This is a genomic window from Telluria beijingensis (genome assembly GCF_030770395.1).
GTDB classification, from domain to species: Bacteria; Pseudomonadota; Gammaproteobacteria; order Burkholderiales; family Burkholderiaceae_D; genus Telluria; species Telluria beijingensis.
Genome location: NZ_CP132480.1, coordinates 217989 through 243967 on the forward strand (window position 1 = coordinate 217989; position 25979 = coordinate 243967).

A 25979-nucleotide genomic window follows, 5' to 3' on the forward strand; every position below is an offset into this window, starting at 1 on the left:
ACGGCTTGCGCGATGCCCGCCGCATTCCGAGACCTGCTGCGTCCCCCTGCCGGGATGGCCTTCGACTTCAGCCAGCCCGCGGGCGAGCCCGCGCTGGCGCCGCACGACGGCGTCTCGTGGCGGGTATTCGCCAATCCGGTATCGCTGTTCGTGGGCGGCGTGACGGCGGTGCTGCTGGAGCTGGCCGAACCGTCGGTGCGCTCCGGCGTATGGGACCACAGCAGCTTCCAGCGCGATCCCGGCACGCGCCTGCGCCGCACCGGCTTCGCGGCGATGATGACGGTGTATGGCCCGCGCTCGCAGGCCGAGAAAATGATCGCGCACGTGGTGCGCATGCATGAGCGGGTCGAGGGCGTCACGCCCGATGGCGTCGCCTACCGCGCCAACGATCCGCGCCTGCTCGACTGGGTGCAGGCGACCGCCTCGTTCGGCTTTACCGAGGCTTACCACCGCTACGTCCGCTCCCTCTCCGCTCACGAAAAAGATTCCGCCTTCGCCGAAGCCGGTCCGGCCGCGCGCCTGTATGGCGCCACGGGCGCGCCGCGTTCATGGAAAGAGTGGGAGTCGATGCTGGCGCGGACCGCGCCCGGGCTGGAAGACTCGGCCATCCTTGCCGACTTCATGCGCATCATGGGCGAGGCGCCCATCCTGCCGGCCCCGTTGCGGCCATTGCAGCGGCTGCTGGTGCGGGCCGCGGTGGAGATCACGCCCGAGCCGGTGCGCTCGCTGCCGCAGTTGCGCGGGCGCGGCCTGCGCTTCGGCGAAGCGGCGCTGGTGCGCGCGCTGGCGCGCGGCTCGGCGTTGGTACCGCTGGGCGATACGCCGCAGGCCCAGGCCGCGCGGCGCGTCGTCCCGGCCTGAATCAGAACGCGGCGATGCCGGTCTGGGCGCGGCCCAGGATCAGGGCGTGGATGTCGTGCGTGCCTTCATAGGTGTTGACCACCTCGAGGTTGACCATGTGGCGGATGATGCCGAATTCGTCCGAGATGCCGTTACCGCCCAGCATGTCACGCGCGACGCGGGCGATGTCCAGCGCCTTGCCGCAAGAGTTGCGCTTCATGATCGAGGTGATCTCGACCGCCGCCGTGCCTTCGTCCTTCATGCGGCCCAGGCGCAGGCACCCCTGCAGGCCGAGGGTGATCTCGGTCTGCATGTCGGCCAGCTTCTTCTGCACCAGCTGGTTCGCCGCCAGCGGCTTGCCGAACTGGGTGCGGTCCATGGTGTACTGGCGCGCGGTATGCCAGCAGTCCTCGGCCGCGCCCAGCGCGCCCCAGGCGATGCCGTAGCGCGCCGAGTTCAGGCAGGTGAACGGGCCCTTCAGGCCGCGCACGTCGGGGAAGGCGTTTTCTTCGGGGCAGAACACTTCGTCCATGACGATTTCCCCGGTGACCGAGGCGCGCAGGCCGAACTTGCCGTGGATCGCCGGGGCCGACAGGCCCTTCCAGCCCTTTTCGAGCACGAAGCCGCGGATCGCGCCTTCGTCGTCCTTGGCCCACACCACGAACACGTCGGCCACGGGCGAGTTGGTGATCCACATCTTGCTGCCGGTCAGGCTATAGCCGCCATCGACCTTGCGCGCGCGGGTGACCATCGAGGCCGGATCGGAACCGTGGTTGGGTTCGGTCAGGCCGAAGCAGCCGATCCATTCGCCGGTGGCCAGCTTCGGCAGGTATTTCTGGCGCGTTTCCTCGTTGCCGAATTCGTAGATCGGCACCATCACCAGCGACGATTGCACGCTCATCATCGAGCGGTAGCCGGAATCGACGCGCTCGACTTCGCGCGCGATCAGGCCATAGGCGACGTAATTGAGGCCGGGGCCGCCATACTGTTCGGGAATGGTCGGGCCCAGCAGGCCCAGGTCGCCCATCTCGCGGAAGATCGAGACATCCATCGACTCGTGGCGGAAGGCCTCGAGGATGCGCGGCTGCAGCTTGTCCTGGCAATAGGCGGCGGCCGCGTCGCGCACCATGCGCTCGTCGTCCGTCAGCTGGCTGTTGAGCAGCAGCGGGTCATCCCAGTGGAAGGCGGCTTTTTTGGACGAGTCGGTACGGGTCATGGCAAATCCTGTCTCTAAAATTCTAGTTCGGTAGGTGCCGCGTGGCGGCGCGCCCGGACATTATAGAAACGAGCCGCACCCGTATCTTTTAGAACTGCGACAGGAATTTCTATTTTTGGCCAGCCGTGCTGCCGAACTTGCCGCCGTGGAAGATCAGGGCCGGCTGCGGATGGACCTGGCATTCTTCGACCTCGCCGACGAAGATGACGTGGTCGCCTTCGGGATAGCGGCTGCGGTTGTGGCATTCGAACCACGCCGACACGCCCTTCAGGATCGGCAGGCCGGTGCGCGACAATTCGTACTCGACGCCCGCGAACGGGTTCTCTCCGCGGCGCGAGAAGCGCAGCGCCAGTTCTTCCTGGCCGGCGGACAGCACGTTGATGACGTAGTGCGAGTTGCCGCTGAAGATGGGCAGGCTGTTGGCGCCGGCGCCCAGGCTCCACAGGACCAGCGGCGGATCGAGCGAGACCGAGTTGAAGGAACTGGCGGTCAGCCCGCGGAAGCTGCCGTCGGCCAGGCGCGTGGTGATGACGGTGACGCCGGTCGCGAATTGCGACAGGGCGTGGCGGAAATGAGTCGTGTCGAAGCCGCGCGTCGCGGCGCGGGCGGAAAGTGTATTCATGCGGATCCTGGACGTTGGCGCTCATTATGCCATCGTCGGGCGAGTCCTTGCCGCGCCAGCCCCTTGACCGGGACGCCCATCCGGGTAGTTCGATGCAGAACGGGGCGCTTTGCGCTACATTAAAGGATATCTAACTTTCAAATGCCAAGGTGAACTATGAGTGAGCAAAAAGCAACCGAAGTGGCCATCCTGGGCGGCGGATGCTTCTGGTGCGTCGAGGCGGTTTACCTGGAGGCGCGCGGCATTACCCGCGTGGAATCCGGCTATATGGGCGGCCAGGTCGACCATCCCAGCTACGAGGCGGTCTGCAGCGGCACCACCGGCCACGCCGAGGTGGTGCGGCTCGAATTCGATCCGGCCGTGATCGCTTATCGCGACATCCTCGAGATCTTTTTCACCATCCACGATCCGACCACCCTCAACCGCCAGGGCAATGACGTCGGCACGCAATACCGCTCGGTGATCTTCACCACCTCGCCCGAGCAGGCCGACATCGCGCACAAGGTGATCGGCGAGATGGGCCTGGTGTGGGATGCGCCGATCGTCACCGAAGTCAAGCCCCAGGAAACCTGGTACAAGGCCGAGGACTATCACCAGAATTACTTCGCCCAGCACCCGCTGCAGGGTTATTGCGCCTTCGTCGTGGCGCCGAAGGTGGCCAAGTTCCGCAAGACCTTCACGGAGCGCCTGAAGGGATAAGCCTGCCGCATCAAGGGTACATATATCTGCGCGACCACGGCAACTGCCCGACATCGCTCCCCGCCTTGCCGCACACGATCTGGTACAGGCTGATGCGGTCGTGCGCGAAGGCGTAGGCGCAGCCGGCCAGGTAGACGTGCCAGATGCGGAAGCGTTTCGGATCGGTCAGGGTGCGGATGTGGGTCGCATTGCTCTCGAAATTGTCGGTCCACAGCGCGCAGGTATGGGCGTAGTGGCGGCGCAGGTTTTCCACGTCGCGCACTTCCAGCCCGCCTTCCTGCATCGCCCGCACCACGGTCGCCAGGTGCGCCAGTTCGCCTTGCGGGAACACGTATTCGTCGATGAACTGGCCGCCGCCGTAGGGCGTCGCGCCGTTGTCGACGTCGGTCGTGGTGATCCCGTGGTTCATCGCCACGCCGCCGGGGGCCAGCAGGCGCGCCACCTGGCTGAAATAGTCCTTGAGGTGCCGCACGCCGACGTGCTCGAACATGCCGACGCTGGTGATGCGCTCGAAATGGCCGTCGACGTCGCGGTAGTCCTGCAGCCGGATCTCGACGCGGTCCTGCAGCCCCGCCCTGGCCACCCGTTCGCGCGCCAGCGCGGCCTGGTTCTCGGACAGCGTGATGCCCACGCAGCGCGCGCCGAATTTGTCCGCCGCGCGCAGCACCAGCGCGCCCCAGCCGCAGCCGATGTCGAGCAGGGCCTGGCCGGGACGCAGGTCGATCTTGCGCAGGATGTGGTCGATCTTGGCGGTTTGCGCGGTGGCCAGGTCTTCGTCGCCCCGCTCGAAGTAGGCGCAGGAATACACCATGCCGGGGTCCAGCCAGACCGCGTAGAACTCGTTCGAGACGTCGTAGTGGTAGCGGATCGCGTCGCGGTCGGATTCGCGGGTGTGGTTCTTGCGCAGGCCCAGCGCATCGGCCAGCCGGCCGCGCCCCTTGCCGGCGCCGTCGATGGCGCCGGATGCCGCCAGCGCATTGCCGACCGCGATGATGTCGGCCGCGCGCCCCATCACCTCGATCGCGCCCTCGACGTAGGCGCGGCCCAGGCTGTACAGGGAAGGGGAGCGCAGGTAGCGCAGCGCGGCGGGGCCGGGGATGCGGATGGTGACCCGCGGCGGGTCGGACGACAGGTCGATGCGTTCACCGTTCCACAGCTCCACGCGCAGTGGCAGCGATAGCGGCAGCTTGCCGCGCAGGCCCGATTGCCAGGCCGACAGCTTGATCTGATCGAACACGGTCCACCCCCTTTTCAAGGTGCAACCGGCCGCGGACTGGCCGCTTACGGTTGCAAACGCCGGCGCGTCCAGCTGCCGTCTTCCTGCCGCTCATAGACGATGCGGTCATGGAAGCGCGAGCGCCGGCCTTGCCAGAATTCGATGCGATCGGGGATCAGGCGGTAGCCGCCCCAGTTGTCGGGACGCGCCGGATCCTCGCCGGCCCCCTGCGCCACGACGTCGTAGTTCTGTTCGAGTTGCGCGCGGCTGGCGATCGGCGCGCTCTGCGCGGAGGCAATCGCCGACAGCCGGCTCTTGAGCGGACGGCTGCGGAAATAACGGTCGCTTTCGTCAGGCGCCGTGCGCTCCACACGTCCTTCGATGCGTACCTGGCGTTCGAGTTCGCTCCAGAAGAACAGCAGGGCGGCATGGCTGTTGTCGCGCAAATCCGCGCCCTTCTTGCTGTCGTAGTTCGTGTACCAGGTGAAGCCGCGCGCGTCGAACTGCTTGACCAGCACGATGCGCGAACTCGGACGGCCACTGGCGGCCACGGTGGACAGCGACATCGCATTCGGTTCGTTGACCTCGGCCTTCAGGGCCTGCTCGAACCAGGCCGTGAACTGGGCGATCGGGTCGTCGCTCACGTCGGCTTCGTCGAGACTGGCCTGGCCGTAGTCCTTGCGCAGGTCGGCCACCGCTTCGCCCAGCGCGGGTGACAACGGGGCGGTTGGCGCGGCGATGCCGCGCCGCAGCTGCATGGCCTGGCCCAGGCGCGCCATCTGCTCTGGCGAGAACAGGCGCATGGCCATCGGCGCCATGGTTCCTTCTTCGCGCTCCATATGCGCCGTATAGCTGGCCACGAAGCGCCTTACCGCGCTGTCCGACAGCGCCGCGCCGGTACCGTCGGCGATGGCGGTCAGCTGCTCGTGCAGGTCTTGCCACAGCGCATCCATATCCTTGTGGTCCTGCAGGATGGTCGGGGCCAGCGCCTGCAGGATGGCCGCGTCCTCGCCCTGGGCGGTGGCGCGCAGCATCGGGATCAGGTCCTGCTCCTCGTCGTCGTGGTGCAGGTGGGCCGCCTTTTCGAAATAGCGCAGCACCGCGCCCGCCGCCTGGCGCGCCTGCTCGTCGGCGCCGTGCTGCGGCAGGTGGACCAGCAGCTTTTCCAGCGTCGCGAGCTGCTTGCGGATGCGGCCGTGGCAGTGCTTGAGCACGGCGATCGGCTGGTCGAAATCGGGGGCGGTATCAAGCAGGGAGGAGCTCATGGCGTTCCATTGGCGTGTTGGTCACACGCAAAAGTATTTGATTGACTAAGAGGTATTTTAGTGCAGATGCGAAAGGCGTGTCCGCTACAATATTGGGATGAACCAGATCAACACTCAGCTCTTTTCGGCAACGTTGGACGACGAAGTCGACTTCGCGCGCCGCTTCGGCGGCATTGCACGCCTGTACGGTGAACGCGCACTGGAAAAGTTCCGTGCGGCGCACGTGTGCGTGATCGGCGTCGGCGGCGTCGGCTCGTGGGTGGTCGAGGCGCTGGCGCGCAGCGCGGTCGGCCATCTGACCTTGATCGACCTCGACAATGTGGCAGAGTCGAACATCAACCGCCAGATCCAGGCGCTGTCGTCGACCGTCGGCATGGCCAAGATCGAAGCGCTCAAGCAGCGCATCGCCCAGATCAATCCATTCTGCCAGGTCACCCTGGTCGAGGATTTCATCGATCCCGACAATATCCCGGCCATGATCGCCGGCAAGGGTTTCGACTACGTGGTCGATGCCATCGACAGCGTGAAACCGAAGGCGGCCCTGATCGCCTGGTGCAGCGCCAACCGGATGCCGCTGGTGGTGGTGGGCGGCGCCGGCGGCCAGATCGACCCGACCAAGGTCGAGATCCGCGACCTGGCCCGCACCGAGCAGGAACCGCTGCTCAAGAAAGTGCGCAAGATCCTGCGCGCGCAATACGGTTTCGCGCGCGGCGAGAAGCAGAAATACCATATCGACGCCGTGTTCTCGATGGAACCGCTGCGCTATCCCGATGCCGGCGACGCCTGCGCGGTCGATCCCAACAGCATTACCGGCCTGAACTGCGCCGGTTTCGGTTCCAGCATGGTGGTCACCGCCACCTTCGGCATGGTGACCGCCGGCCAGGTGCTGCGCCGGATGGCAGAGGCGGCGAACGCCGAGGCCGCCGCTGAAGCGGCGCCTGCCCCTGTCGGGCAAACTGTGCAAGCCGAAGCGGCCTTGTTATCATAAGATTGTCGCAACCATCCCGTTGCCCATTCTTGGAAGAGCTCACATGATTCGTCGATCCGCATTGATTGCCCTGCTGGTGGCCGCCGCAAGCGTCCAGGCCCAGGAAGGCGCCCAAGACGCTAGCAAACCGACCACCCAGCCGCCGCCGGACGTGCAGCAGTCCAGCACGCCGCCGGTCGCGCCGCCGGACAACCAGGTGCCGGCGCCGGTGGCCGAAGCGCCCGCGCCCCAGGTCGAGATCGTCGATCGCGTGGTCGGCCAGGGCAAGGAAGCGACGCTGGGCAGCAATGTCGTGGTCAACTACACCGGCTGGTTCCACAAGCCGCTGGCCAGGCAGCAGCGCGGCCGCAAGTTCGATTCGTCGCTCGACGCCGGGCGCGATCCGCTCGAGTTCCAGCTCGGCGCGGGCCGCGTGATCAAGGGCTGGGAGCAGGGCGTGGCCGGCATGAAGGTCGGCGGCAAGCGCACCCTGATCATCCCGAGCGCGCTGGCCTATGGCAAGCGCGGCGCGGGCGGCGGCGTGATCCCGCCCGATTCCGACCTGATCTTCGACGTGGAACTGCTGGACGTCAAATAAGGTCACATTCCGATTCACGGCAACGGAGGCGGCATGAAAATCGCGAACGATGTCACTGAACTGATCGGCAATACCCCGCTGGTGCGCATCCGCAAGCTGGCGGCCGGGAGCGGAGCCGACCTCGTCGGCAAGCTCGAATTCCACAATCCCGCGCACAGCGTCAAGGACCGCATCGGCCTGGCCATGATCGAGGCCGCCGAGGCGGCCGGCCTCATACATTCCAGTACAACCATCGTTGAACCCACCAGCGGCAATACCGGCATCGCGCTGGCAATGGTGTGCGCGGCGCGCGGCTACCGCTGCAAGCTGGTGATGCCCGAGACCATGAGCAGCGAACGGCGCATGCTGCTGCGCGCCTATGGCGCAGAGCTGGTGCTCACGCCCGGCAGCGAAGGCATGCTGGGCGCGATCCGGCGCGCCGAAGAGATCGTGGCGAGCGATCCGCACGCCTTCATGCCGCAGCAATTCAACAACCCCGCCAACCCCGAGGTGCACAGACGCACCACGGCCGAGGAAATCTGGCGCGACACCGATGGCAGGATCGACATCCTGGTCGCGGGCGTGGGCACCGGCGGCACCATTACCGGCGTCAGCGAGGTCATCAAGCCGCGCCGGCCGGGCCTGCAAGTGATCGCGGTGGAACCGGAAGCCTCGCCCATGCTGGCGAAAGGGACCAAGGGCCCGCACCCGATCCAGGGCATCGGCGCCGGGTTCGTACCGCAGGTGCTCAATACGGCGTGCTACGACGAGATCATCGGCGTGAAAAACGATGACGCCTTCGAGACGGCGCGCGCCGCGGCGCGCGAAGAAGGGCTGCTGGTGGGGATCTCGTCCGGCGCCGCGCTGTGGGCCGCGGTCCAGGTGGCGCGGCGGCCCGATAATGCGGGCAAGCTGATCGTCGTTATCATCCCTTCGTTTGGCGAGCGTTACCTCAGCACGGCACTGTACGCGAACCTGGCCGGCTGATTCGCGTTCAGTGCACGTGGCCTTGCAGCGTGCAGTGGTGATGGGTCGTCCCCAACTCCACCTGCAAGGTGCTGTGATGGATCGCATACTTCTCGCGCAGCGTGTGCTCGATCGCGTCGAGCGCGGCATCGCCCGGATAGCCGCCCGGGATCACCAGGTGGGCGGTCAGCGCCGTCTCGGTGGTCGACAGCGCCCAGATGTGCAGGTCATGCACGCCCGTCACCCCCGGCTGGCCCGCCAGGAAAGCCTGCACCTTGCCCGCATCGACGTTCGGCGGCACGGCCGCCATCGACAGCTGCACCGATTCGCGCAGCAGCGACCAGGTGCCGAGCACGATCACCACCACGATGACCAGGCTCACCACCGGATCGATCCAGGTCCAGCCCGAGAACATGATCGTCAGTCCTGAGATCACCACCCCCAGCGACAGCGCGGCGTCGGCCGCCATGTGCAGGTAGGCGCCGCGGATGTTCAGGTCGCCCTTGCTGCCGGCCAGGAACAGCCAGGCCGAGAAGCCGTTGATGACGACCCCGATCGCGGCCACGATCGACACCGTGGCGCCGGCCACGGGGGCCGGTTCGGCGATGCGCTGCACCGCTTCCCAGGCGATGGCGCCGCAAGCCACCATCAGCAGCAGGCCGTTGCCCAGCGCCGCCAGGATCGACGAGCCGCGCAGGCCATAGGTGTAGCGGCCCTTGGGCACGCTCCTGGCCAGCACGGCGGCGCCCCAGGCCAGCACCAGGCCCAGCACGTCGGACAGGTTGTGGCCAGCGTCGGCCATCAGCGCCGTGGAGTGGGCGATGAAACCATAGGTGAACTCGACGATGACGAAGGCCAGGTTTAGGCCGATCGCCAGCGCGAAGGCGCGGCCGTGGCCCTCGGGCGAGGGCATATGGTGGTGATGGTGGTGGCCGAAGCCATGCGAATGACCGTGGTCATGGTGATCATGGCCGTGGTGGTCGTGCGAGTGTGCGTGGTCGTGGCTCATGCGTCCATTCCGTTGGCGGGTTCGGCGATGTGCTCGAACATGGTGGAGAGCAGGCTGCTGATGTGGGCGTCGGCAGCCGAATAGAAGACCTGCTTGCCCTGGCGCTCGGCCTTGACGATGCGGGCCGCGCGCAGCAGGCGCAGGTGGTGGCTGACCAGGGAGCTGGACAGGTCGAGCCCGGCCGCGATCTCGCCCACCGCGGTCGGCTGGGCCAGGCAGGCCAGCACGATGCGCAGCCGGGTCGGGTCGCCCAGCAGGTGGAACAGGTCGGCCAGCTGGCCGATCGCTTCTTCCGGCGGCGGGGCGATGGGCTGGGCCGCCGGATGGGCGCGGACGTGGTCGAGGGTCGGGTTCACGGCAAGCGTCAAATCTAACATGTGAATAGGTGTTCATATGTTAGGTGAAAATCACGAGACGGACAAGAGGTGTCTTCTCTGGTGCATCCGCTTTCCTGTAAACCGTCCTAGAATGGTCATCAACACAGGAGGAGACATGCCGAGGAAAGACGTACCGGGAGTCGGGGAATACGGCGGCCCGGCAGGCGGCTGGGGCGCCTTGCAGGCGGTGGCCAAGGCCTTGCGCAGCGAGATGTCGGCCACCCGCACGCCGATCATGCTGCAGGTGAACCAGCCGCAGGGCTTCGATTGTCCGGGCTGCGCCTGGCCCGATCCGCGCGAAGGATCGTCGTTCGAATTCTGCGAAAACGGCGCCAAGGCCGTGGCCTGGGAAGCGACCAGCAAGCGCGTGACGCCCGACTTTTTCGCCCGCCACAGCGTGAGCGAACTGTGGCAGCGCGAGGACATCTTCCTCGAGGGCGAAGGGCGCCTGACCCACCCGATGCTCTACGACGCGGCCACCGACCGTTACGTGCCGATCGCGTGGGAAGACGCCTTCCGCCGCATCGGAGAAGAATTGCGCAAACTGCCCGACCCGAACATGGCCGAGTTCTATGCCTCCGGCCGCGCCTCGAACGAGGCGGCTTTCCTGTACCAGTTGTTCGTGCGCGAATACGGCACCAACAACTTCCCCGACTGCTCGAATATGTGCCACGAGGCGACCAGCGTCGGCCTGCCGCAGTCGATCGGCGTCGGCAAGGGCACCGTCACACTCGAGGATTTTGACCACTGCGACGCGATCTTCTCGTTCGGCCATAACCCGGGCACCAACCACCCGCGCATGCTGTCCACCCTGCGCGCCGCCTCGCTGCGGAAGGCGCCGATCGTGGTGTTCAACCCGCTCAAGGAGCGCAGCCTTGAGCGCTTCAAGTCGCCGCAACATCCGGCCGAGATGACCTTCGGGAAGGCGGTGCCGATCGCCTCGCACTATTACCAGGTCAGGATCGGCGGCGACGCCGCAGTGGTCAAGGGCATGATGAAATCGCTGCTGGCGCTGGACGCGCGGCAGCTTGCCGACGGCGGCGACAGTGTGCTCGACCGCGACTTCATCGGCGAGCACACGAGCGGCTTCGAACAGCTGGTGGCCGACCTCCACGCCACGTCGTGGGACGAGATCGAGCAGGACGCCGGCCTGGCGCGCGCCGACATCGAAGAAGCGGCTGCCATCTACGCCAAGGCCGAGCGCACGATCATCTGCTACGGCATGGGCATCACGCAGCACCGGCACGGCACCGGCAACGTCCAGCAGCTGGCCAACCTGCTGCTCCTGCGCGGGAATATCGGCCGCGAAGGCGCCGGCATCTGCCCCTTGCGCGGCCATTCCAACGTCCAGGGCGACCGCACGGTGGGCATCACCGAGTTCCCGAGCCAGCACCTGCTCGACGCGCTGGAGCGCGAGTTCGGCATCCAGGCGCCGCGCGCGCACGGCCATGGCGCGGTGCAGGCGATCGCGGCGATGCGCGACGGCCGCGCCAGGGCGCTCGTCTGCCTGGGCGGCAACCTGCCGATGGCGATGCCCGACCCGCAGGTATGCGAAGAGGCGATGCGCAAGCTCGACCTGTCGGTGCACATCGCCACCAAGCTCAATCGCTCGCACCTGATGGTCGGCAAGCATACCTTCCTGCTGCCCTGCCTGGGCCGCACCGAACTCGATGTGCAGGAAAGCGGGCCGCAATCGGTGACGGTGGAGGATTCGATGTCGATGGTGCACGCCTCGCGCGGCTCGCTGCCACCGGCCTCCAGCCTGCTCAAGTCGGAGCCGGCCATCGTGGCCGGCATCGCCAGGGCGACCCTGCCGCACACGAAGGTCGACTGGGAAGGATTGGTCGCCGACTACGACCGCATCCGCGACGCCATCGAGCGCGTGGTCCCCGGCTTCGACGACTACAACGCGCGGGTGCGCGTGCCGCGCGGCTTCCGTCTCGACAGCCCGGCCGCGCGCCGCGTGTGGCGCACGGCGTCCGGCAAGGCCAACTTCATCGTCGTCGATGGCGCCTGCCAGCGCCCGCTGGCGAACGATGCGCTGGTGCTGGCCACGGTGCGCAGCCACGACCAGTACAACACGACGATCTACGGCAAGAACGACCGCTACCGCGGCATCACCGGGCGGCGCGACGTGATCTTCGTCAGCCCGGCCGACCTGGCGGCACGCGGCCTGGAGCACGGCGACCTGGTCGACATCGAAGCGCTGGCGCAAGCCGGCGACGGCGGCGGCGCCGCGCCGCGCGTCATCCGCAACTTCGTGGCGGTGGCTTTTGATATTGCGCGCGGTTCGGTGGCGGCCTACTACCCCGAGGCGAACGGGCTCATTGCGCTCGCCAACTACGACGTCCGGAGCGGCACGCCATCCTATAAATCGGTGCCGGTGGTGCTGCGCCGCGCGGCGGCCGGCGGCAAGGCCCCCGACCTCGACCGGCTGGAGGCGCACGCATGACACGAACCGCCCATGCTTGCCAGGTCGTGCGCATGCGGGCCGACGTTGTTGCCGAGGCCGAGGACATGGTGGCCGACGAGGTGCCGGTCGCGCTGGTCTATAACGGCATCTCGCATGCCGTCATGATGGCCACGCCGGCCGACCTGGAAGAATTCGCGCTCGGTTTTTCGCTCAGCGAGGGGATCGTCGCGCGCGCTGCCGATTGCTACGGGATTGAGGTAGAGGAGGGGAGCGATGGCGTCTCGGTCCACCTCGAGATCGCCGGTTCGGCGTTCATGGCCCTCAAGGAGCGCCGCCGCAGCCTGGCCGGCCGCACCGGCTGCGGCCTGTGCGGCGTGGACAGCCTGCGCCAGGTGCGGCGCGCCTTGCCGGCCGTGGCGCCGGCATGCGGCCTGCATGCCGATGGCGTGCGCCGCGCAGTGGCCGCCATCGGCGCCCGGCAGCAGCTGAACCACCTGACCGGCGCCTTCCACGCGGCGGCGTGGTGCGGGATGGATGGCGGCCTGCGCCTGGTGCGCGAGGACATCGGCCGCCATAACGCGCTCGACAAGGTGATCGGCGCGATGGCGCGCACGCATGCACGGCCTGGCGATGGCTTCCTGCTCATCACCAGCCGGGTCAGTTTCGAGATGGCGCAGAAGGCGATCATGGCCGGCGCGCCGGCGCTGGTCGGCATGTCGGCGCCGACGTCGGCGGCCATCGCCCTGGCCGAGCAGTCCGGCATGACCTTGCTGGCCTTCGCGCGCGGCCGGGATTTCGTGTGCTACGCCCATCCCGGCGCGCTGGACCTGCAGGTCGCCTAGCGCTTTTTGTCCCTGGCCGGCGGCGGCAACTGGCCGTCGTCGTCGCGCACCTCTGGCTGGCCCAGGCCGAGTTTCTGCAACTGCGGCAGGATCTTGCGCCGCTCGCCGACCGCCACCACGATCATCCGCTCGGGATCCAGGTAGCGGCGCGCCACGTCCTGCACCGCCTGCGCATCGACCTCGGCCAGCTTGCGCGCCAGCTGGTCGTAGTAGTCCGGCGCCAGGCCGTAGACGAACAGCTCGGTGAGACTGGCGCCGATGTCGGCATTGGTCTCGAACTGGCCCGGCAGCGACAGCAGTTGGGCGTTGCGGGCCGCCGCCAGTTCTGCGCTGGACAGCGGCTGCTCGCGCATGGCCGCGATCTCGCGCAGGATCTCGCGCACCGATTCTCCGGTGGCGTCCTGCTGCACGCTGGCCTCGACCGAGAACGGCGCCGGCGCGCGGTCGTAGTCGAAATGCGAGTAGATGCCGTAGGTATAACCCTTGGTCTCGCGCAGGTTGTTGTTGAGCCGGCTCGAGAACATGCCGCCCAGCGCGCCGTTCATCACTTGCAGGGCCGCGAAGTCGGGCGTGTCGCGGCTTGGGCCCATGCAGGCCACCTGCAGCGCGGTCTGCGATGCGTCCGGCTGGTCGACCAGCACCAGGCGCGCCTGGGTGGGGCGGGTTTCAGCCGGCGTTACCTCGGGCGCACCCGCCGCCGGCCAGGCGCCGAACTGCGCCTCGGCCAGCGCTTCCAGCTCGGCGCGCGTGATGTCGCCGGTGACTACCAGCGCCGCGTTGGAGGGCACGTAGTGGCGGCGCCAGAAGCCGGCGATGTCTTCGCGCGTGGTGGCGCGGATCGCCGGCTCGAGGCCCAGCTGGCCGTAGGCTTTTGGATGCCCGCTGCCGAACAGGGCGCCGGCCGCGGCCAGCGCCGCCACCGTTTCGGGATCGTCGCGCTGCTGCGTCAGGGAGCCCAGGCGGTCTTGCCGCTGGCGTTCTATCTCGGCAGCCGGGAACGAGGGATGCTGGACGATGTCGGCCACCACCGCGAGCGCGCGGGAGAAGGTCGAACGCAGGGCCAGCAACGAGACGGTCGAGACGTCGTCGCTGCTGCCGGTGTCCATGAAGGCGCCCAGCTGCGCGATCTCGTCCGCGATCTGTGGGGCGCTGCGGGTGGCCGTGCCTTCTTCCAGCATCTGGGCGGTGAAGCCGGCCAGGCCGGGGAGCTCCACCGGATTGGCCGCGCCGCCGCTTCTCACCACCAGCTGGCTCGAGACCAGTGGCAGCGCCGGATTGTGGTGGTGGATCACGGTGAGGCCGTTGGCGAGCCTGAAGGTCTCGCCGCGCGGCAGCGTCACCTTTGGCGTGGCGCCGGCCACGGGCGGCGTCGCGCGCCAGGCTTCGGCCTCGTTGAGCGCGACTTGTTTCTCCGGCGCCGGCGCAGCCTTGGCCGGCTTGGGCGCGCGCGGATCGTCGACCTTCGGCTTGCCGGGCACGCCGGTCACCACGGCGCGTGCTTCAGGCTTGAGCCAGGCCTGTACGGCGCGCTGCACGCTGGCGGCGTCGATGCGGCGCAGGCGCGCCAGGTCCCTGGCCAGGTAGCCGGGATCGCCCGTGTACAGGTTGTAGTGGTTGAGCTGCTCGGCCAGGCCGTCGCCGCCCAGTTTTTCCAGCGACGCCAGCAGGGCGGTCTCGAGGCTGTTGCGGGCGCGTTCGACTTCGTGGTCAAGCGGACCGTCCCGGCGCAGCCGTTCCAGTTCGGCGTCGATCGCCGCCTCGATTTCCTGCGGCGTGTGGCCGGCGCGCGCGGTGACGTCGACCACGAAGGTCGAGCCCAAGGCCAGCGAGGTCTGGGTGCTCGAGACGTCCTGCGCGATCTGGCGCTCGTACACCAGCGATTTGTACAGGCGGCTGGACTTGCCGCCGCCGAGGATGGTGGCGGCTACCGCCAGCTCGGCGTCGCCCGGCTGGTAGGCGGCCGGCGTCAGCCAGCCCATGAACACCCGCGGCAGCTCGACCCGGTCGCGCACCACGACCCGGCGCTCGGCCGTGATCGGGGGCGTGACCACCTTCGGCCGCACGACGTCCGGCCCGCGCCGCAGGCCGCCAAAATAGCGGGCGACCAGTTCGCGCGTGTGCGCCTTGTCGATGTCGCCGGCGATCACCAGGCTGGCATTGTTGGGCCCATAGTAGTTGGCGAAGAATTCACGCACGTCGCCAAGCTTCGCGCCCTGGATGTCGGCGTGCGAGCCGATGATCGAGGCGGCATATGGGTGACCCTTGGGGAACAGGGTCTGCAGCAGCGCTTCCTCGACGAGGCCATACGGTTCGCCCTCGACCGTCTGGCGCCGCTCGTTGCGCACCACATCCTGCTGGTTAGTCAGCGCCTGCTGGTCGAGCACGTCGAGCAGGAATCCCATGCGGTCCGCATGCACCCACAGCGCCAGTTCGAGCTGGTTGCTGGGCACCGTGTCGTAGTAGCTGGTGCTGTCGAAGCCGGTGCCGCCATTGCTGTCGGTCGCGCCGGCGCCTTCGAGCAGGCGGTCGGCCTCGCCGCGCGGGATGTGGCGGGTGGCGGCGAACATCATGTGCTCGAACAGGTGGGCGAAGCCGGTCAGGCCGGGGGCCTCGTTGGCCGGTCCGACGTGGTACCACAGGTTGACGGCCACGATCGGCAGGCGCTTGTCCTCGACCAGGATCAGCTGCAGGCCGTTGGGCAGCACGGTTTTCTCGAAGGCGATCGACGGCACCGGCGCCGCGGCGGGCGCGGGCGGCTGCTCCTGGGCCTGGCCGGCTGCCGGCGCCGTAGCGGAAGCGGCGGCCAGCACCAGCGGGACCATCAGGGTGGGGATGTTCAAATATGCTCCGTAATTCTATGACAAGTGCATGAGGCGCGGTCGGGTGTGCGCCTCCTCGCTATTATCGTGGATACGGAGCAAAGCCGCCCGCCCGCGGGCGGGGCGGTGGTTTTTATTCCACGAAGCGCAGGATGCCGCGCAGCGCGTGGGCGATCGACTGCTCGCGCACTGCCTGGCGGTCGCCCTGGAATACAAGGCGCTCGGTATGGACATGGTCGCCGCGCGCCCAGCCGAAGCACACGGTGCCGATCGGCTTGCCGGGCACGGCGCCGGTCGGGCCGGCGATGCCGGTGGTCGAGACGGCGATGTCGGCATTGCTGTTGGCGACGGCGCCCGAGGCCATGGCTGCCGCCACTTCTTCGCTGACCGCGCCGAACTGGGCGATCACGGCGTCCGGCACGTCCAGCATGTCGTTCTTGGCGGTGTTCGAATAGGTCACGAAGCCGCAGTCGAACCAGTCGCCCGATCCGGGTATTTGGGTGAGCGTGTACGCGATGCCGCCGCCGGTGCAGGATTCAGCGGTGGACAGCATCAGCTTGCGCGGGCCGAGGGTGTCGCTGACTTTCTGGGCAAGATCGATGAGTTCGTTCGTCACGTGGGTCTCCTTTGCAAGCCGCCGGCCGCGGCGGATGCCGCGTCGGGAAACCGGCCGGGCTTGTCCGCGTACGAGCCATTCTAGCGCGCCGCGTGGCCGCACGACATGTCAGAGTTTCAAAAATTGCTACCCAAATGACAAGGGAACGTTTACAGTGCCAGCCGCATTGTCGTCCTGGCATGGTCCCTGCCGGGGCCCAGAAAATGTTCCGTGCGACACACAACGCAAGCGTGCTGCTATGCTGGGATGCCTGATTTCTCGTCTTTGTTGGTACTTTTACATGCCGCGCATGCGTGAGCGGTCCGTGGAGGATGCATGAGCCGCCAGCGCTCGATCCGCAAGAAGCTGGTGGCGGTGGTGATGACGACAACGTTCGTCGCGCTGCTGGTCTCGATCGCCATCGTGATCGCCTATGACCTGCGCAGCTACCACCGCGCCCTGGTGAACGACCTGTCGACCCAGGCCGAACTGGTCGGCCACATGACGTCCGCCGCCCTGAGCTTCGACGACCCGCGCCTGGCCAACGAAAACCTGGCGCTGCTGCGCACCAGCCCCCGGGTGCGCGCCGCCGCCATCTACGACGCCAAGGGCGCGCTGTTCGCCTCCTATGCCGCCGCCGGCCAGCCGCGCCAGATCGCGCAGCGCCTCGACGCCGCCAGTCCGGCGGGCGACGACGACAACGACCTGGTGGTGCGCCAGCCGATCGTCGAGAATGGCGAGACGGTGGGCACCGTCGTGCTGCGCGCCGAGAACCGCCTGCTGGCGCGTTCCCTCGACTATCTCGCGATCGCCGCCGGCGTCACCCTGCTGGCGATGGCGATCGCCTATCTCCTGATGTGGCGCCTGGGGCGCGTGATCACGGCGCCGATCGTGGCGGTCACCGAGATCGCGCGCGAGGTGGTCGCCACCCGCGACTATTCGCGCCGCGCGCCGCGCGTCGGCGACGACGAGGCGGCCGAGCTGGCCGACTCCTTCAATGCCATGCTGACCGAGATCGAGGGCCGCACCCGCGCGCTGGAAGATTCGCACAGCACCACGCTGCGCGAAGCCCAGCAGCGTTCGCGCGCCCAGCAGGAAGTGATGCGCCTGAACGAACAGCTGGAACAACGGGTCGACGAGCGCACCTTGCAGCTGGCGCTGGCCAATGCCGAACTGGCCAATGCCAACGAGGAGGCGCGCAGCGCCAACCAGGCCAAGTCGGCCTTCCTGTCGTCGATGAGCCACGAGCTGCGCACGCCGCTCAATGCGATCCTGGGCTTCGCCCAGATCCTGACCTCCGACACGCTGCCCTCGACCCTGGAACAGAAGAAGGAATTCGCGAACCACATCCTCAAGTCGGGGCGCCACCTGCTTACCCTGATCAACGAGATCCTCGACCTGGCCAAGGTCGAATCGGGCACCATCACGCTGTCGATGGAGCCGGTGGGGCTGAACGACATCCTGCACGAGGTGCGCACCATGATCGAGCCGATCGCCGCCACCCGCAAGGTGCGGGTGCTGTTCCCGGACGGGAACGGGGCGGTGGTGATGGCCGACCGTACTCGCCTCAAGCAGGTGCTGCTCAACCTGCTGTCGAACGCCGTCAAGTACAACCGCGAAGAAGGCGCGGTGGTCGTCACCTGCGAGCATCCGACCCCGGACCGCCTGCGGCTGTCGGTGCAGGATACAGGTCACGGCCTGAACCCGGACCAGGTGGCGAGCCTGTTCCAGCCCTTCAACCGCCTGGGCCAGGAAGCCGGCGCCCAGGAAGGCACCGGCATCGGCCTGGTGGTGACCAAGCGCCTGGTGGAACTGATGGGCGGCGAGATCGGCGTCACCAGCAGCCCGGGCGTGGGCAGCGTGTTCTGGATCGAGCTGGCCAGCACCGCGCCGCTGGCGTCGGCGCTGCCCGAGCGCGGCCCCGAAGACGCAAGCGCGCCGCCGGCCCTGCCCGACGAGGGCGAGCCGCACCTGGTGCTGTACATCGAGGACAACCCGGCCAACCTGCGCCTGGTCGAAGAGATCGTGGCCTTCCGCCAGGACTTGCGGCTGCTGGCGGCGCCCGACGGCCACCTGGGCCTGGAGCTGGCCAAGGCGCACCGCCCGGAAGCCATCCTGCTCGACCTGAACCTGCCCGGCATGAGCGGCTTCGAGGTGCTGCGCCAGCTGCGCGCCGACCCCGAGACGACCTGGATCCCGGTGATCGCGCTGACCGCCAACGCCATGCCGCGCGATATCGAGCGCGGGATGGCGGCCGGCTTCCACCGCTACCTGACCAAGCCGATCGACATCGACAAATTCACTGAAGCGATCAACAGTACGCTGGCCCAGCGGCCCGGGACGGGCGGGGCGGCGGGAAGGAAGGCTGAATGATTTCCCTGTCCGACATCCGGCGCGCGCGCATCCTCGTCGTCGACGACGAGCCGGTGAACGTGCAACTGCTCGAATACCTCCTCAAGACCACCGGCTACGAGAACGTCAGCTCCACCCACGATCCGCGCCAGGTGGTGGCGCTGCACCTCAAGCACCGCTTCGACCTGATCATCCTCGACCTGCACATGCCGGGCATGGACGGCTTCGACGTGATGGAGGCGCTCAAGCCGCTGGAGCGCGATTCGTGGCTGCCGGTGCTGGTGGTGACCGCCGAACCGGATAAAAAGCTGGCGGCGCTCGAGGCGGGCGCGCGCGACTTCATCGGCAAGCCGTTCGACACGGTCGAGGTGATGACCCGTATCCGCAACCTGCTCGAGGTGCGCCTGCTGCACCGCGAGTCGCTCGACTACGGCAGCGAGCTGGAACGCCAGGTGCGCGAACGCACCGCCGAACTGGCGCGCTTTCGCGGCGCGATGGACGCCACGCCGGACGCCCTGTTCCTGATCGACACCGCCAGCATGGCGATGGTCGACGTCTCGGAAGGCGCCTGCCGCATGCTGGGTTTCTCGCGCGACGCGCTGCTGCGCATCGACCCGGTGGCGCTGGGCCTGGCCACCCGCACCCAGCTCGAGCGCCTGCTGGGCGGCGGCGCCGCGCACGGCGATGGCGAATCGGAGGCCGATATCGTCGAGACCGAGCTGCTGCGCGCCGGCGGCGAAGGTTCGGTGGCGGTCGAGATCAGCTGGAAGCTGCAGGAGCAGGACGGACCGCGCACTGCCCAGCGCATGCTGATCGCGGTGGCGCGCGACATCAGCGAGCGACTGCAGGCCCAGGAAAACCTGCGCCACGCGGCCAGCTACGACGCCCTGACCGGCCTGCCGAACCGCACCCTGTTCTTCGAGAACCTGCAGGACACCATCGAACTGGCCCAGGACAAGAACTGGCGGGTGGCCGTGCTGTGCATCACGCTCGACCGCTTCAAGGTGATCAACGACACCCTCGGCACGCGCGGCGGCGACGAGCTGCTGCGCCAGTTCAGCACGCGCCTGGTGCGCTGCGCGAAGGTGCGCGACTCGGTCGGGCGCCTGGGCGGCGACGAGTTCGCGCTGATCCTCTCCATGCCGCGCGAGCAGCAGGACGCGGTGAACATGGCCAACGACGTGCGCGACGCCCTGCGCGCGCCGTTCGACCTGCACGGCCAGCAGGCGGCGCTGACGGCCAGCATCGGCATCGCGATGTACCCGGACGACACCGTCGATCCAGGCGCCTTGGTCAAGTATGCCGACACCGCCATGGTGCGCGCCAAGGAGGCCGGACGCGACGGCTACCGCTTCTTCACCGCCGGCATGAACGTGCAGGTGCTGGCGCGCCTGGACCTCGAGCTGGCGCTGCGTGGGGCGCTGGAAGATTCCCAGTTCGTGCTGCACTACCAGCCCAAGATGGAACTGAACACCGGCCGTATCGCCGGCACCGAGGCGCTGCTGCGCTGGCACCGTCCCGGCTACGGCCTGGTGTATCCGGCCGAATTCGTGCCGGTGATGGAAGAGACGGGGCTGGTGGTGCGGGTCGGCGACTGGATCATCGACGAGGCCTGCCGCCAGATCGCGGCCTGGAACGCGGACGGGGTGCGCGACGTGCGGGTGGCGGTGAACGTGTCGAGCCGCCAGTTCGTCGAGGGCGACCTCGAGGGCGTGATCAAGGACGCGCTGGCGCGCCACGGCATCGAGCCCGGGCTGCTCGAGCTGGAGCTGACCGAGAGCGCGCTGATGCAGAACGCCGAGCACACCACCGAGGTGCTCACGCGCCTGAAGGCGCTCGGGATCCGGATCGCGATCGACGATTTCGGCACCGGCTACTCAAGCCTGGCCTACCTCAAGCGCTTCCCGATCGACAAGCTCAAGATCGACATCGCGTTTGTCCGCGACATCGTCAACAACCCGGACGACGCCGCGATCGCGCTGGCCATCATCAGCATGGCGCACAGCCTGCACATGCAGGTGATCGCCGAGGGCGTCGAGACGCGCGCCCAGATGGCCTACCTGCGGCGCCACCGCTGCGACCAGATCCAGGGATTTTATTTTTCGCGCGCGCTGCCGGCCGACCAGCTGGCCGAGATGGTCGTGTCCAACCGCGCCAAGCCCGAAGAAAAGCAGGCGGCCGACGACAAGGTCCAGACCCTGCTGGTGGTCGACGACGATCCGAACGTGTTGAGCGCGCTGCACCGATTGTTCCGGCGCGACGGCTACCGCGTGCTGACGGCGTCGTCGCCGGCCGAGGGCTTCGAATTGCTGGCGCTGTACCGGGTGCACGTGATCCTGTGCGACCAGCGCATGCCGGTGATGAGCGGGACCGAATTCCTCAGCAAGGTCAAGGAGATGTATCCCGAGACCATCCGCATCATCCTGTCGGGGTATACCGGGGTGGATTCGGTGCTCGACTCGATCAACCGCGGGGCGATCTACCGCTTCTATACCAAGCCGTGGGATGACCAGCAGCTGCGCGACAATATCCGCCTCGCGTTCCGGCATTACTGGATGACGTACGGGCCATATGACGACCGCAAGGCGCCGCGCGAGGAAGACCAGCAGGGCGAGGCGGCCTAGGCTCGACGGCCTGCTCTTGCCCGTTCGGAGACTTGCTCCGGTAATGACAAGCACCTACACTGCCGGTTGGTCAGCGCGGCTCAACGCCTGGTTAACGTCTGGATCATCGTCATGGAACTCGATCAGTCCACGCTGGCAGCGGTGGTGGGCATCAAATCATTCGTTGGAAGCGTCATCTTCTACCTGCTCCACGTCGCGGCCCCGCGCATTGCCGGCATCCGGCTATGGGCTGCCGCTGCCTTCCTGGTCGGCCTGGCCACGCTTCTCGATGCACTGGATGTCATTACCAATCCACACCTGTTCGCGCTTCTCTTCAATATTCCCCTGGTGAGCGGGCAGGTTCTTTTCCTGTTCGGTACGGCGCAGTTCGTCGGTCGTCCGTTCCCGCGGCATGCCTTGCCCCTGCTGCTGTCATCGATTGCCGTCCTGACGCTGGCGTTGACGCTTCTGTCGGCCGACAGCATTCCAAGAGTGCTGGTGCTGACACCGATCTATATCGGCGCGAATGCCTGGATGGCCTGGCTGTTATGGCGGCATGGCAGATCGCATGCGCGCATTGCCTACGGTATCGCAGCCGCCATCATGATCGTGCAGGCAGCGGCGGCGACGATGCAGGCGCTGTTCGCCATCGACGCCGCTGGAATGGCGCCCTCGGCGACACCATGGATGTTCTCGTCCATCGTCATCTGGGTCAACGCGACGCTGACGTTCGTTGTCGGGAGCTGGATACTGTTCTTGCTCATCATGCTCCACTTGCTGGATGAATTAAGAGCGGTGGCTGAACGCGAGGAGCGCGAACGCATTGCGCGCGACCTGCACGACACCGTGCTGCAGACGTTCCAGGGTTTCGTGATGAAGGCGACCGCGATGCTGCCCGAGTCCGAGTCCGCGCTGGGGAACTCCCTGAGCCGTTGCCTGCGCGACGCCGTCACCGCGATCCAGGAGGGGCGCGACACGATTGCAAACTTGCGCGCTGGCCCAGGCGGTGTTCCCCTCTTGCACGAATACCTGCGGAGCGCCGGTGAACAGATGGCCATGCCTGGCCAGGAATTCATGCTGCGTTGCGAAGGGCAGGCACGGGCGCTCCAGCCGAGCGTGCAGCAGCAATTATGTGCCATTGGACGGGAAGCGCTATGCAACGCTTTTCGTCATGCCAATGCAAGGCAGCATGAGGTGGTCGTCGAATACGGCGCAAGCGCGCTCGTGCTGACCATCCGCGACGATGGCCGGGGCATCGACGCCGGCGATCGCGAAAAACACGGTCACTGGGGCCTGCGTGGCATCGAGGAACGCGCCCGGCTGATCCAGGCCGATGCCACCCTGTGTTCCGCACCCGGCGCCGGTACCGGATGGCGTATCGAGATCGAGGCGGCCCTGGCCTATGCGGATGGCGCAGACCGCTCGCGCGGCCCTGCGACTACCTGGCGAGCGTCACCGGGCAGAACCTGAACGGGTATGGCGCCGTGCCGGCTCTCGCCATATGGGTCTGGCAAGCGCCGTCGTCGACCGCCAGGCCGTAGTGCGCCAGCCTTTCCTTGGTGGCCTGCATCCGGGCGCGATCCTGTTCCGGCAGGTCGGCAACGTAGCGCTGCTGCAGCTCCAGCGTGCAGGCGCGTCCCGGTTCGTCCACCAGGCGCACGTCGACATGGAAGCGTCCGCGTTGCGTCAGGCGCTCCAGGCGCGCGCAACCGGCCGCGTCGTCGGTCAGGCCGAGCGCATCGACCAGCGCGCGCTTGCGTTGCAGGCTGTTTTCCTTCTCGCTGCGGGCGGCCGCCAGCATCACGTAGTGAGGGCCAGGCCGCTCGGCGACGGCGGCCTGGACGCGTTCGAGCCAGGCCGGCGACTCGGGGAAGCCGCCGGCCAGCGCGATCACGCGCACCTCGTGCGGGAAGAAGGTGGCCAGCCAGCCCATCGGGGGATCGCCATGGGCGGTGAACACGACCGTGTCGGCCGGCCGGGCGAGCGGCGGCACGCTGGCGCTGAAGTTCGGCGAAGCCCAGCCGGCGTGGCCCCAGGAGACGAAGGGAAACACGGCCAGCGTGGCGGCGGCCAGCAGCCAGCCGCCGATGCGCGCGGCGCGGGTGGCCGGGAAAATGCGCCCGGCCAGGATCCACACGATCAGCGGCGCCAGCAGCTCGAGCGGCACCAGGTAGCGGTAGATGCCGAATACCTTCATCCACAGCAGGTAGGCGACCAGGCCGAAGAACAGCAGGCCGCAGGTGCGCGTCGGCAGCGGGGAAGCGACGCCGACGGCGCCAGCCCTGGCCGCCAGGCGGCGGCGCAGCCAGTCGGCGACAAAGACCAGCGCCACCGCATACAGCAGCGGCACCACGGTGATCTTGAGCGGGATTTCCGACACGCGCGAGACCTGGACCATGAACACGAAGGGCCAGAACAGCGCTTCGAGCACATTGTGCGGCATGTGGAAATGGTCGATCACGCCCAGTTGCTGGGCCAATGGACTCTTGAAGACATTGTTAAATTGCGGGAACAACGGATTGCCGAAGCGCTCCCACATCTCGAGCCACCAGTAGCCGGCGCTGGCAAGCATGCCGGCCAGTACGCCGCAGCCCTGCACGAAGGCGAAACCGATGCGCACGGGCCAGGCGACCGGTACCAGCAGCAGCGCCAGGCACAGCGCCACCGCGTACGGGGCGTTGGTCAGCTTCAGTCCGACCCCCAGGCCCATGAACAGGCCGGATGCCAGCAGCATCACGGCCGCGCGGCCCGACAGCCTGTGCAAGCCGTCCCAGCCGCGCAGGACCACGTGGAGTGCGCCGAGCACCAGCAATGCGGTCAGGTTGTCGCCCATGGTATTGCCGACTTGCGACAGGAAGCCGGCGCCGCACACGCCGGCGCCGGCCAGCAGCAGCGGCAAGCGTGCGCCGTCGGCGCGGTCCCCGATCACGAGGCGGGCGATGGCCAGCAGCAGGACAAAGTTCAGGCCGTGCACCCAGCCCATCAGGAAACCGACCAGCGGGCCAGGCAGGTTCGTGCTCAGCAGGTAGTAGGGAACGTCGATCAGCGGATTGAAGTAGCTCTGGAACTGGGCCGGCGCCATGTCGAGGTCGAGCCTGCCGTTGAGCAGGGCATAGGCGTTATACCAGTGGTAGTTACGCAAATCCCAGTTCTCGTCCTGGCCAAGGTAGACCGATACCAGGCCGAACAGGATCGGCACGATCCAGGCCGCGGCGGCAGGCGCACCTGGCCGCGCCAGCGCCGCGGTACGGCGCTGGAACCAGGCTTCTATTCTGCTGATTACGTGATGTGGAAAACGCATGCGAATCTCATGGAGAGGTGGGGCGCGGTGGCCGGCGCCAGCGGCTGGAATCAATCGTCCCGGCCGGGATGGAAGGCGGCGACGCCAAGATAGCGAAAGCGCTTTTGCTCGATGCGCGACTTGGTGACGGCGTCGAGGATGATGCCGCAGGTGAGGAAAATGACACCGAGTAGCATCAGTGCGGTGCACAGCAATGCGGTGGGCAAGCGCGGCACCAGGCCGGTTTCCGCGAAGGTGACGAAGATCGGGATCGCCATCTGCACCGACACCAGTGCGCAAAGGAAGAAGGCGATCGAATAGAAACCGAGCGGCTTCTCGGATTTGAACAGGCGCAGGATCGTCAGCAGGATGCGCAAGCCATCGCGGTAGGTATTGAGCTTGCTGACCGATCCGGCGGGGCGCGCGCCGTAGACGGTTTCGACTTCGGCCACCGGCATGCGCAGTTCGAGCGCGTGGACGGTGAGCTCGGTCTCGATCTCGAAGCCGGTGGAATGCGCGGCGAACGATTTGACGTAGCGGCGCGAGAACACGCGGTAACCGGACAGGATGTCGGTAAAGGTGCGGCCGAAGATCAGCGACAGGAAGCCGGTCAGCATGCTGTTGCCGAAGCGGTGGCCGAAACGGTAGGCGGACTGCTCGGTGCTGACCCGGCTGCCGACCACCATGTCGAGGCCCTCGTCCAGGAGTTTCTCGACCAGCCGGGGCGCCGCCATGGTGTCATAGGTGCCATCGCCATCGACCATGATGTAGGCATCGGCCTCGATGTCCGCGAACATCCGCCGCACCACGCTGCCCTTGCCCTGCATCGTGACCCGGCGCACGGTGGCGCCGGCGCCGCGTGCGATCTCGACGGTATTGTCAGTGGAATTGTTATCGAAGACATATACCTGTGCCTCAGGGAGGCAGCGGTTGAAGTCCTTGACCAACTGGGCGATGGTGAGCGCTTCGTTATAGCAGGGGATGACGACGGCGACGTGCGGCGCCTTGCGCAGGATCGCTGTGCCGGTCGCGCGCGGCAGGCTGGCTGAGGAGTTCATCAAACATGGCTCGGCAATTGCTAAGCCGGTCATTATATCTTTCTTAATAACACGTTAACACATCGTCGGCATCAAATTTTGAGACGCTGTCACGGTCCGGCGCCGCACAGAGTCGCACGGCTGCGCGCGGCATCGTGGTCTGGCCCATGGGTCGGCAGCATCAGGAGTTTTGTGATCTCATTTGCTTGCACTGTAGCCAGAGTCATTGGTTGTTGCTGTAATTTAACTTTCACAAGCTGAGGGATGCCCATCGAGCGTTGTGA

At 67.2% G+C, this 25979-nt stretch carries 20 protein-coding genes; 10 read left to right on the forward strand and 10 right to left on the reverse strand.

Features of this window, described 5'->3' with window-relative positions:
- Positions 1-12 precede the first annotated feature (12 nt).
- On the forward strand, positions 13-861 hold the full coding sequence (locus tag Q9246_RS00980) for an oxygenase MpaB family protein (protein ID WP_306394741.1): 849 nt from the start codon (positions 13-15) through the stop codon (positions 859-861).
- Position 862: 1 nt separating this feature from the next.
- On the opposite strand, the gene Q9246_RS00985 is transcribed toward Q9246_RS00980, so the two are convergent.
- Together Q9246_RS00985 and Q9246_RS00990 are read right to left on the reverse strand one after the other, a co-directional pair.
- Positions 863-2056, reverse strand: coding sequence for an acyl-CoA dehydrogenase (locus tag Q9246_RS00985; RefSeq protein WP_306394742.1), 1194 nt, complete (start codon positions 2054-2056; stop codon positions 863-865).
- A 109-nt stretch (positions 2057-2165) separates the two neighbouring features.
- On the reverse strand, positions 2166-2678 hold the full coding sequence (locus Q9246_RS00990; protein WP_306394743.1) for a flavin reductase family protein: 513 nt from the start codon (positions 2676-2678) through the stop codon (positions 2166-2168).
- Between the two features lie 156 nt (positions 2679-2834).
- Between Q9246_RS00990 and msrA the strand changes: the two genes are divergently transcribed.
- Positions 2835-3377: a peptide-methionine (S)-S-oxide reductase MsrA gene (msrA, locus tag Q9246_RS00995; RefSeq protein WP_306394744.1), complete on the forward strand. Its 543-nt coding sequence runs from the start codon at positions 2835-2837 to the stop codon at positions 3375-3377.
- 10 nt (positions 3378-3387) lie between these two features.
- Here msrA and Q9246_RS01000 read toward each other — a convergent pair whose 3' ends face one another.
- Entirely contained in the window at positions 3388-4614 is a 1227-nt protein-coding gene (locus tag Q9246_RS01000; protein WP_306394745.1) for an SAM-dependent methyltransferase, read from the reverse strand.
- A 44-nt stretch (positions 4615-4658) separates the two neighbouring features.
- Positions 4659-5858, reverse strand: coding sequence for a pyridoxamine 5'-phosphate oxidase (gene pdxH, locus Q9246_RS01005; protein ID WP_306394746.1), 1200 nt, complete (start codon positions 5856-5858; stop codon positions 4659-4661).
- 97 nt (positions 5859-5955) lie between these two features.
- On the opposite strand from pdxH, the gene tcdA reads away from it, so the two are divergent.
- The 3 genes from tcdA to cysK are packed head-to-tail and all read left to right on the forward strand — an operon-like array spanning position 5956 to position 8389.
- Positions 5956-6846, forward strand: a complete 891-nt coding sequence (tcdA, locus tag Q9246_RS01010) for a tRNA cyclic N6-threonylcarbamoyladenosine(37) synthase TcdA (RefSeq protein WP_306394748.1) — start codon at positions 5956-5958, stop codon at positions 6844-6846.
- Between the two features lie 43 nt (positions 6847-6889).
- Entirely contained in the window at positions 6890-7423 is a 534-nt protein-coding gene (locus Q9246_RS01015) for an FKBP-type peptidyl-prolyl cis-trans isomerase (protein ID WP_306394749.1), read from the forward strand.
- 33 nt (positions 7424-7456) lie between these two features.
- Positions 7457-8389 carry a cysteine synthase A gene (gene cysK, locus Q9246_RS01020; protein WP_306394750.1) on the forward strand — a complete coding sequence of 311 codons (933 nt, stop codon included), beginning with the start codon at positions 7457-7459 and terminating at the stop codon, positions 8387-8389.
- Between the two features lie 7 nt (positions 8390-8396).
- Here cysK and Q9246_RS01025 read toward each other — a convergent pair whose 3' ends face one another.
- The gene (locus Q9246_RS01025) at positions 8397-9377 is read right to left on the reverse strand and encodes a cation diffusion facilitator family transporter (RefSeq protein WP_306394751.1); all 981 of its coding nucleotides are present in this window, start codon (positions 9375-9377) and stop codon (positions 8397-8399) included.
- Positions 9374-9754, reverse strand: a complete 381-nt coding sequence (locus Q9246_RS01030; protein ID WP_306394753.1) for an ArsR/SmtB family transcription factor — start codon at positions 9752-9754, stop codon at positions 9374-9376. Before Q9246_RS01030 ends, Q9246_RS01025 begins: the two co-directional genes overlap by 4 nt.
- Positions 9755-9869: 115 nt before the next feature.
- Here Q9246_RS01030 and Q9246_RS01035 point away from each other — a divergent pair, with 115 nt between their 5' ends.
- Together Q9246_RS01035 and fdhD are read left to right on the forward strand one after the other, a co-directional pair.
- Complete coding sequence (locus Q9246_RS01035) at positions 9870-12206, forward strand: FdhF/YdeP family oxidoreductase (RefSeq protein ID WP_306394754.1); 2337 nt, start codon at positions 9870-9872, stop codon at positions 12204-12206.
- Complete coding sequence (gene fdhD, locus Q9246_RS01040) at positions 12203-13009, forward strand: formate dehydrogenase accessory sulfurtransferase FdhD (RefSeq protein WP_306394756.1); 807 nt, start codon at positions 12203-12205, stop codon at positions 13007-13009. The genes Q9246_RS01035 and fdhD overlap by 4 nt, the downstream gene beginning before the upstream one ends.
- Here fdhD and Q9246_RS01045 read toward each other — a convergent pair.
- The gene (locus Q9246_RS01045) at positions 13006-15849 is read right to left on the reverse strand and encodes a M16 family metallopeptidase (protein ID WP_306394758.1); all 2844 of its coding nucleotides are present in this window, start codon (positions 15847-15849) and stop codon (positions 13006-13008) included. The two genes, fdhD and Q9246_RS01045, sit on opposite strands and share 4 nt — an antisense overlap.
- 112 nt (positions 15850-15961) lie before the next feature.
- Entirely contained in the window at positions 15962-16444 is a 483-nt protein-coding gene (locus Q9246_RS01050; protein WP_422802348.1) for a CinA family protein, read from the reverse strand.
- A 315-nt stretch (positions 16445-16759) separates the two neighbouring features.
- Here Q9246_RS01050 and Q9246_RS01055 point away from each other — a divergent pair, with 315 nt between their 5' ends.
- The 3 genes from Q9246_RS01055 (at position 16760) to Q9246_RS01065 (ending at position 22848) form a co-directional block, all read left to right on the forward strand.
- Positions 16760-18796, forward strand: coding sequence for a sensor histidine kinase, YfiR-like protein-associated (locus Q9246_RS01055; RefSeq protein ID WP_306394760.1), 2037 nt, complete (start codon positions 16760-16762; stop codon positions 18794-18796).
- Positions 18793-21399 carry an EAL domain-containing protein gene (locus tag Q9246_RS01060; RefSeq protein ID WP_306394761.1) on the forward strand — a complete coding sequence of 869 codons (2607 nt, stop codon included), beginning with the start codon at positions 18793-18795 and terminating at the stop codon, positions 21397-21399. The genes Q9246_RS01055 and Q9246_RS01060 overlap by 4 nt, the downstream gene beginning before the upstream one ends.
- Before the next feature lie 111 nt (positions 21400-21510).
- Positions 21511-22848 carry a sensor histidine kinase gene (locus tag Q9246_RS01065; RefSeq protein ID WP_306394763.1) on the forward strand — a complete coding sequence of 446 codons (1338 nt, stop codon included), beginning with the start codon at positions 21511-21513 and terminating at the stop codon, positions 22846-22848.
- Here the strand turns inward: Q9246_RS01065 and Q9246_RS01070 are convergent.
- Together Q9246_RS01070 and Q9246_RS01075 are read right to left on the reverse strand one after the other, a co-directional pair.
- On the reverse strand, positions 22817-24679 hold the full coding sequence (locus tag Q9246_RS01070; RefSeq protein WP_306394764.1) for a hypothetical protein: 1863 nt from the start codon (positions 24677-24679) through the stop codon (positions 22817-22819). The two genes, Q9246_RS01065 and Q9246_RS01070, sit on opposite strands and share 32 nt — an antisense overlap.
- 50 nt (positions 24680-24729) lie before the next feature.
- A complete protein-coding gene (locus Q9246_RS01075; protein WP_306394765.1) occupies positions 24730-25716 on the reverse strand; it encodes a glycosyltransferase in 987 nt (328 codons plus the stop codon).
- Positions 25717-25979 lie beyond the last annotated feature (263 nt).

Coding starts and splice junctions, on each gene's coding strand:
- Q9246_RS01075 (WP_306394765.1), bottom strand. CDS start 25,716: ATGAACTCCTCAGCCAGCCTGCCGCGCGCGACCGGCACAGCGATCCTG.
- Q9246_RS00990 (WP_306394743.1), bottom strand. CDS start 2,678: ATGAATACACTTTCCGCCCGCGCCGCGACGCGCGGCTTCGACACGACT.
- Q9246_RS01060 (WP_306394761.1), top strand. CDS start 18,793: ATGATTTCCCTGTCCGACATCCGGCGCGCGCGCATCCTCGTCGTCGAC.
- Q9246_RS00980 (WP_306394741.1), top strand. CDS start 13: ATGCCCGCCGCATTCCGAGACCTGCTGCGTCCCCCTGCCGGGATGGCC.
- cysK (WP_306394750.1), top strand. CDS start 7,457: ATGAAAATCGCGAACGATGTCACTGAACTGATCGGCAATACCCCGCTG.
- Q9246_RS00985 (WP_306394742.1), bottom strand. CDS start 2,056: ATGACCCGTACCGACTCGTCCAAAAAAGCCGCCTTCCACTGGGATGAC.
- tcdA (WP_306394748.1), top strand. CDS start 5,956: ATGAACCAGATCAACACTCAGCTCTTTTCGGCAACGTTGGACGACGAA.
- Q9246_RS01030 (WP_306394753.1), bottom strand. CDS start 9,754: ATGTTAGATTTGACGCTTGCCGTGAACCCGACCCTCGACCACGTCCGC.
- pdxH (WP_306394746.1), bottom strand. CDS start 5,858: ATGAGCTCCTCCCTGCTTGATACCGCCCCCGATTTCGACCAGCCGATC.
- Q9246_RS01025 (WP_306394751.1), bottom strand. CDS start 9,377: ATGAGCCACGACCACGCACACTCGCACGACCACCACGGCCATGATCAC.
- fdhD (WP_306394756.1), top strand. CDS start 12,203: ATGACACGAACCGCCCATGCTTGCCAGGTCGTGCGCATGCGGGCCGAC.
- Q9246_RS01035 (WP_306394754.1), top strand. CDS start 9,870: ATGCCGAGGAAAGACGTACCGGGAGTCGGGGAATACGGCGGCCCGGCA.
- Q9246_RS01015 (WP_306394749.1), top strand. CDS start 6,890: ATGATTCGTCGATCCGCATTGATTGCCCTGCTGGTGGCCGCCGCAAGC.
- Q9246_RS01070 (WP_306394764.1), bottom strand. CDS start 24,679: ATGCGTTTTCCACATCACGTAATCAGCAGAATAGAAGCCTGGTTCCAG.
- Q9246_RS01065 (WP_306394763.1), top strand. CDS start 21,511: ATGGAACTCGATCAGTCCACGCTGGCAGCGGTGGTGGGCATCAAATCA.
- Q9246_RS01055 (WP_306394760.1), top strand. CDS start 16,760: ATGAGCCGCCAGCGCTCGATCCGCAAGAAGCTGGTGGCGGTGGTGATG.
- msrA (WP_306394744.1), top strand. CDS start 2,835: ATGAGTGAGCAAAAAGCAACCGAAGTGGCCATCCTGGGCGGCGGATGC.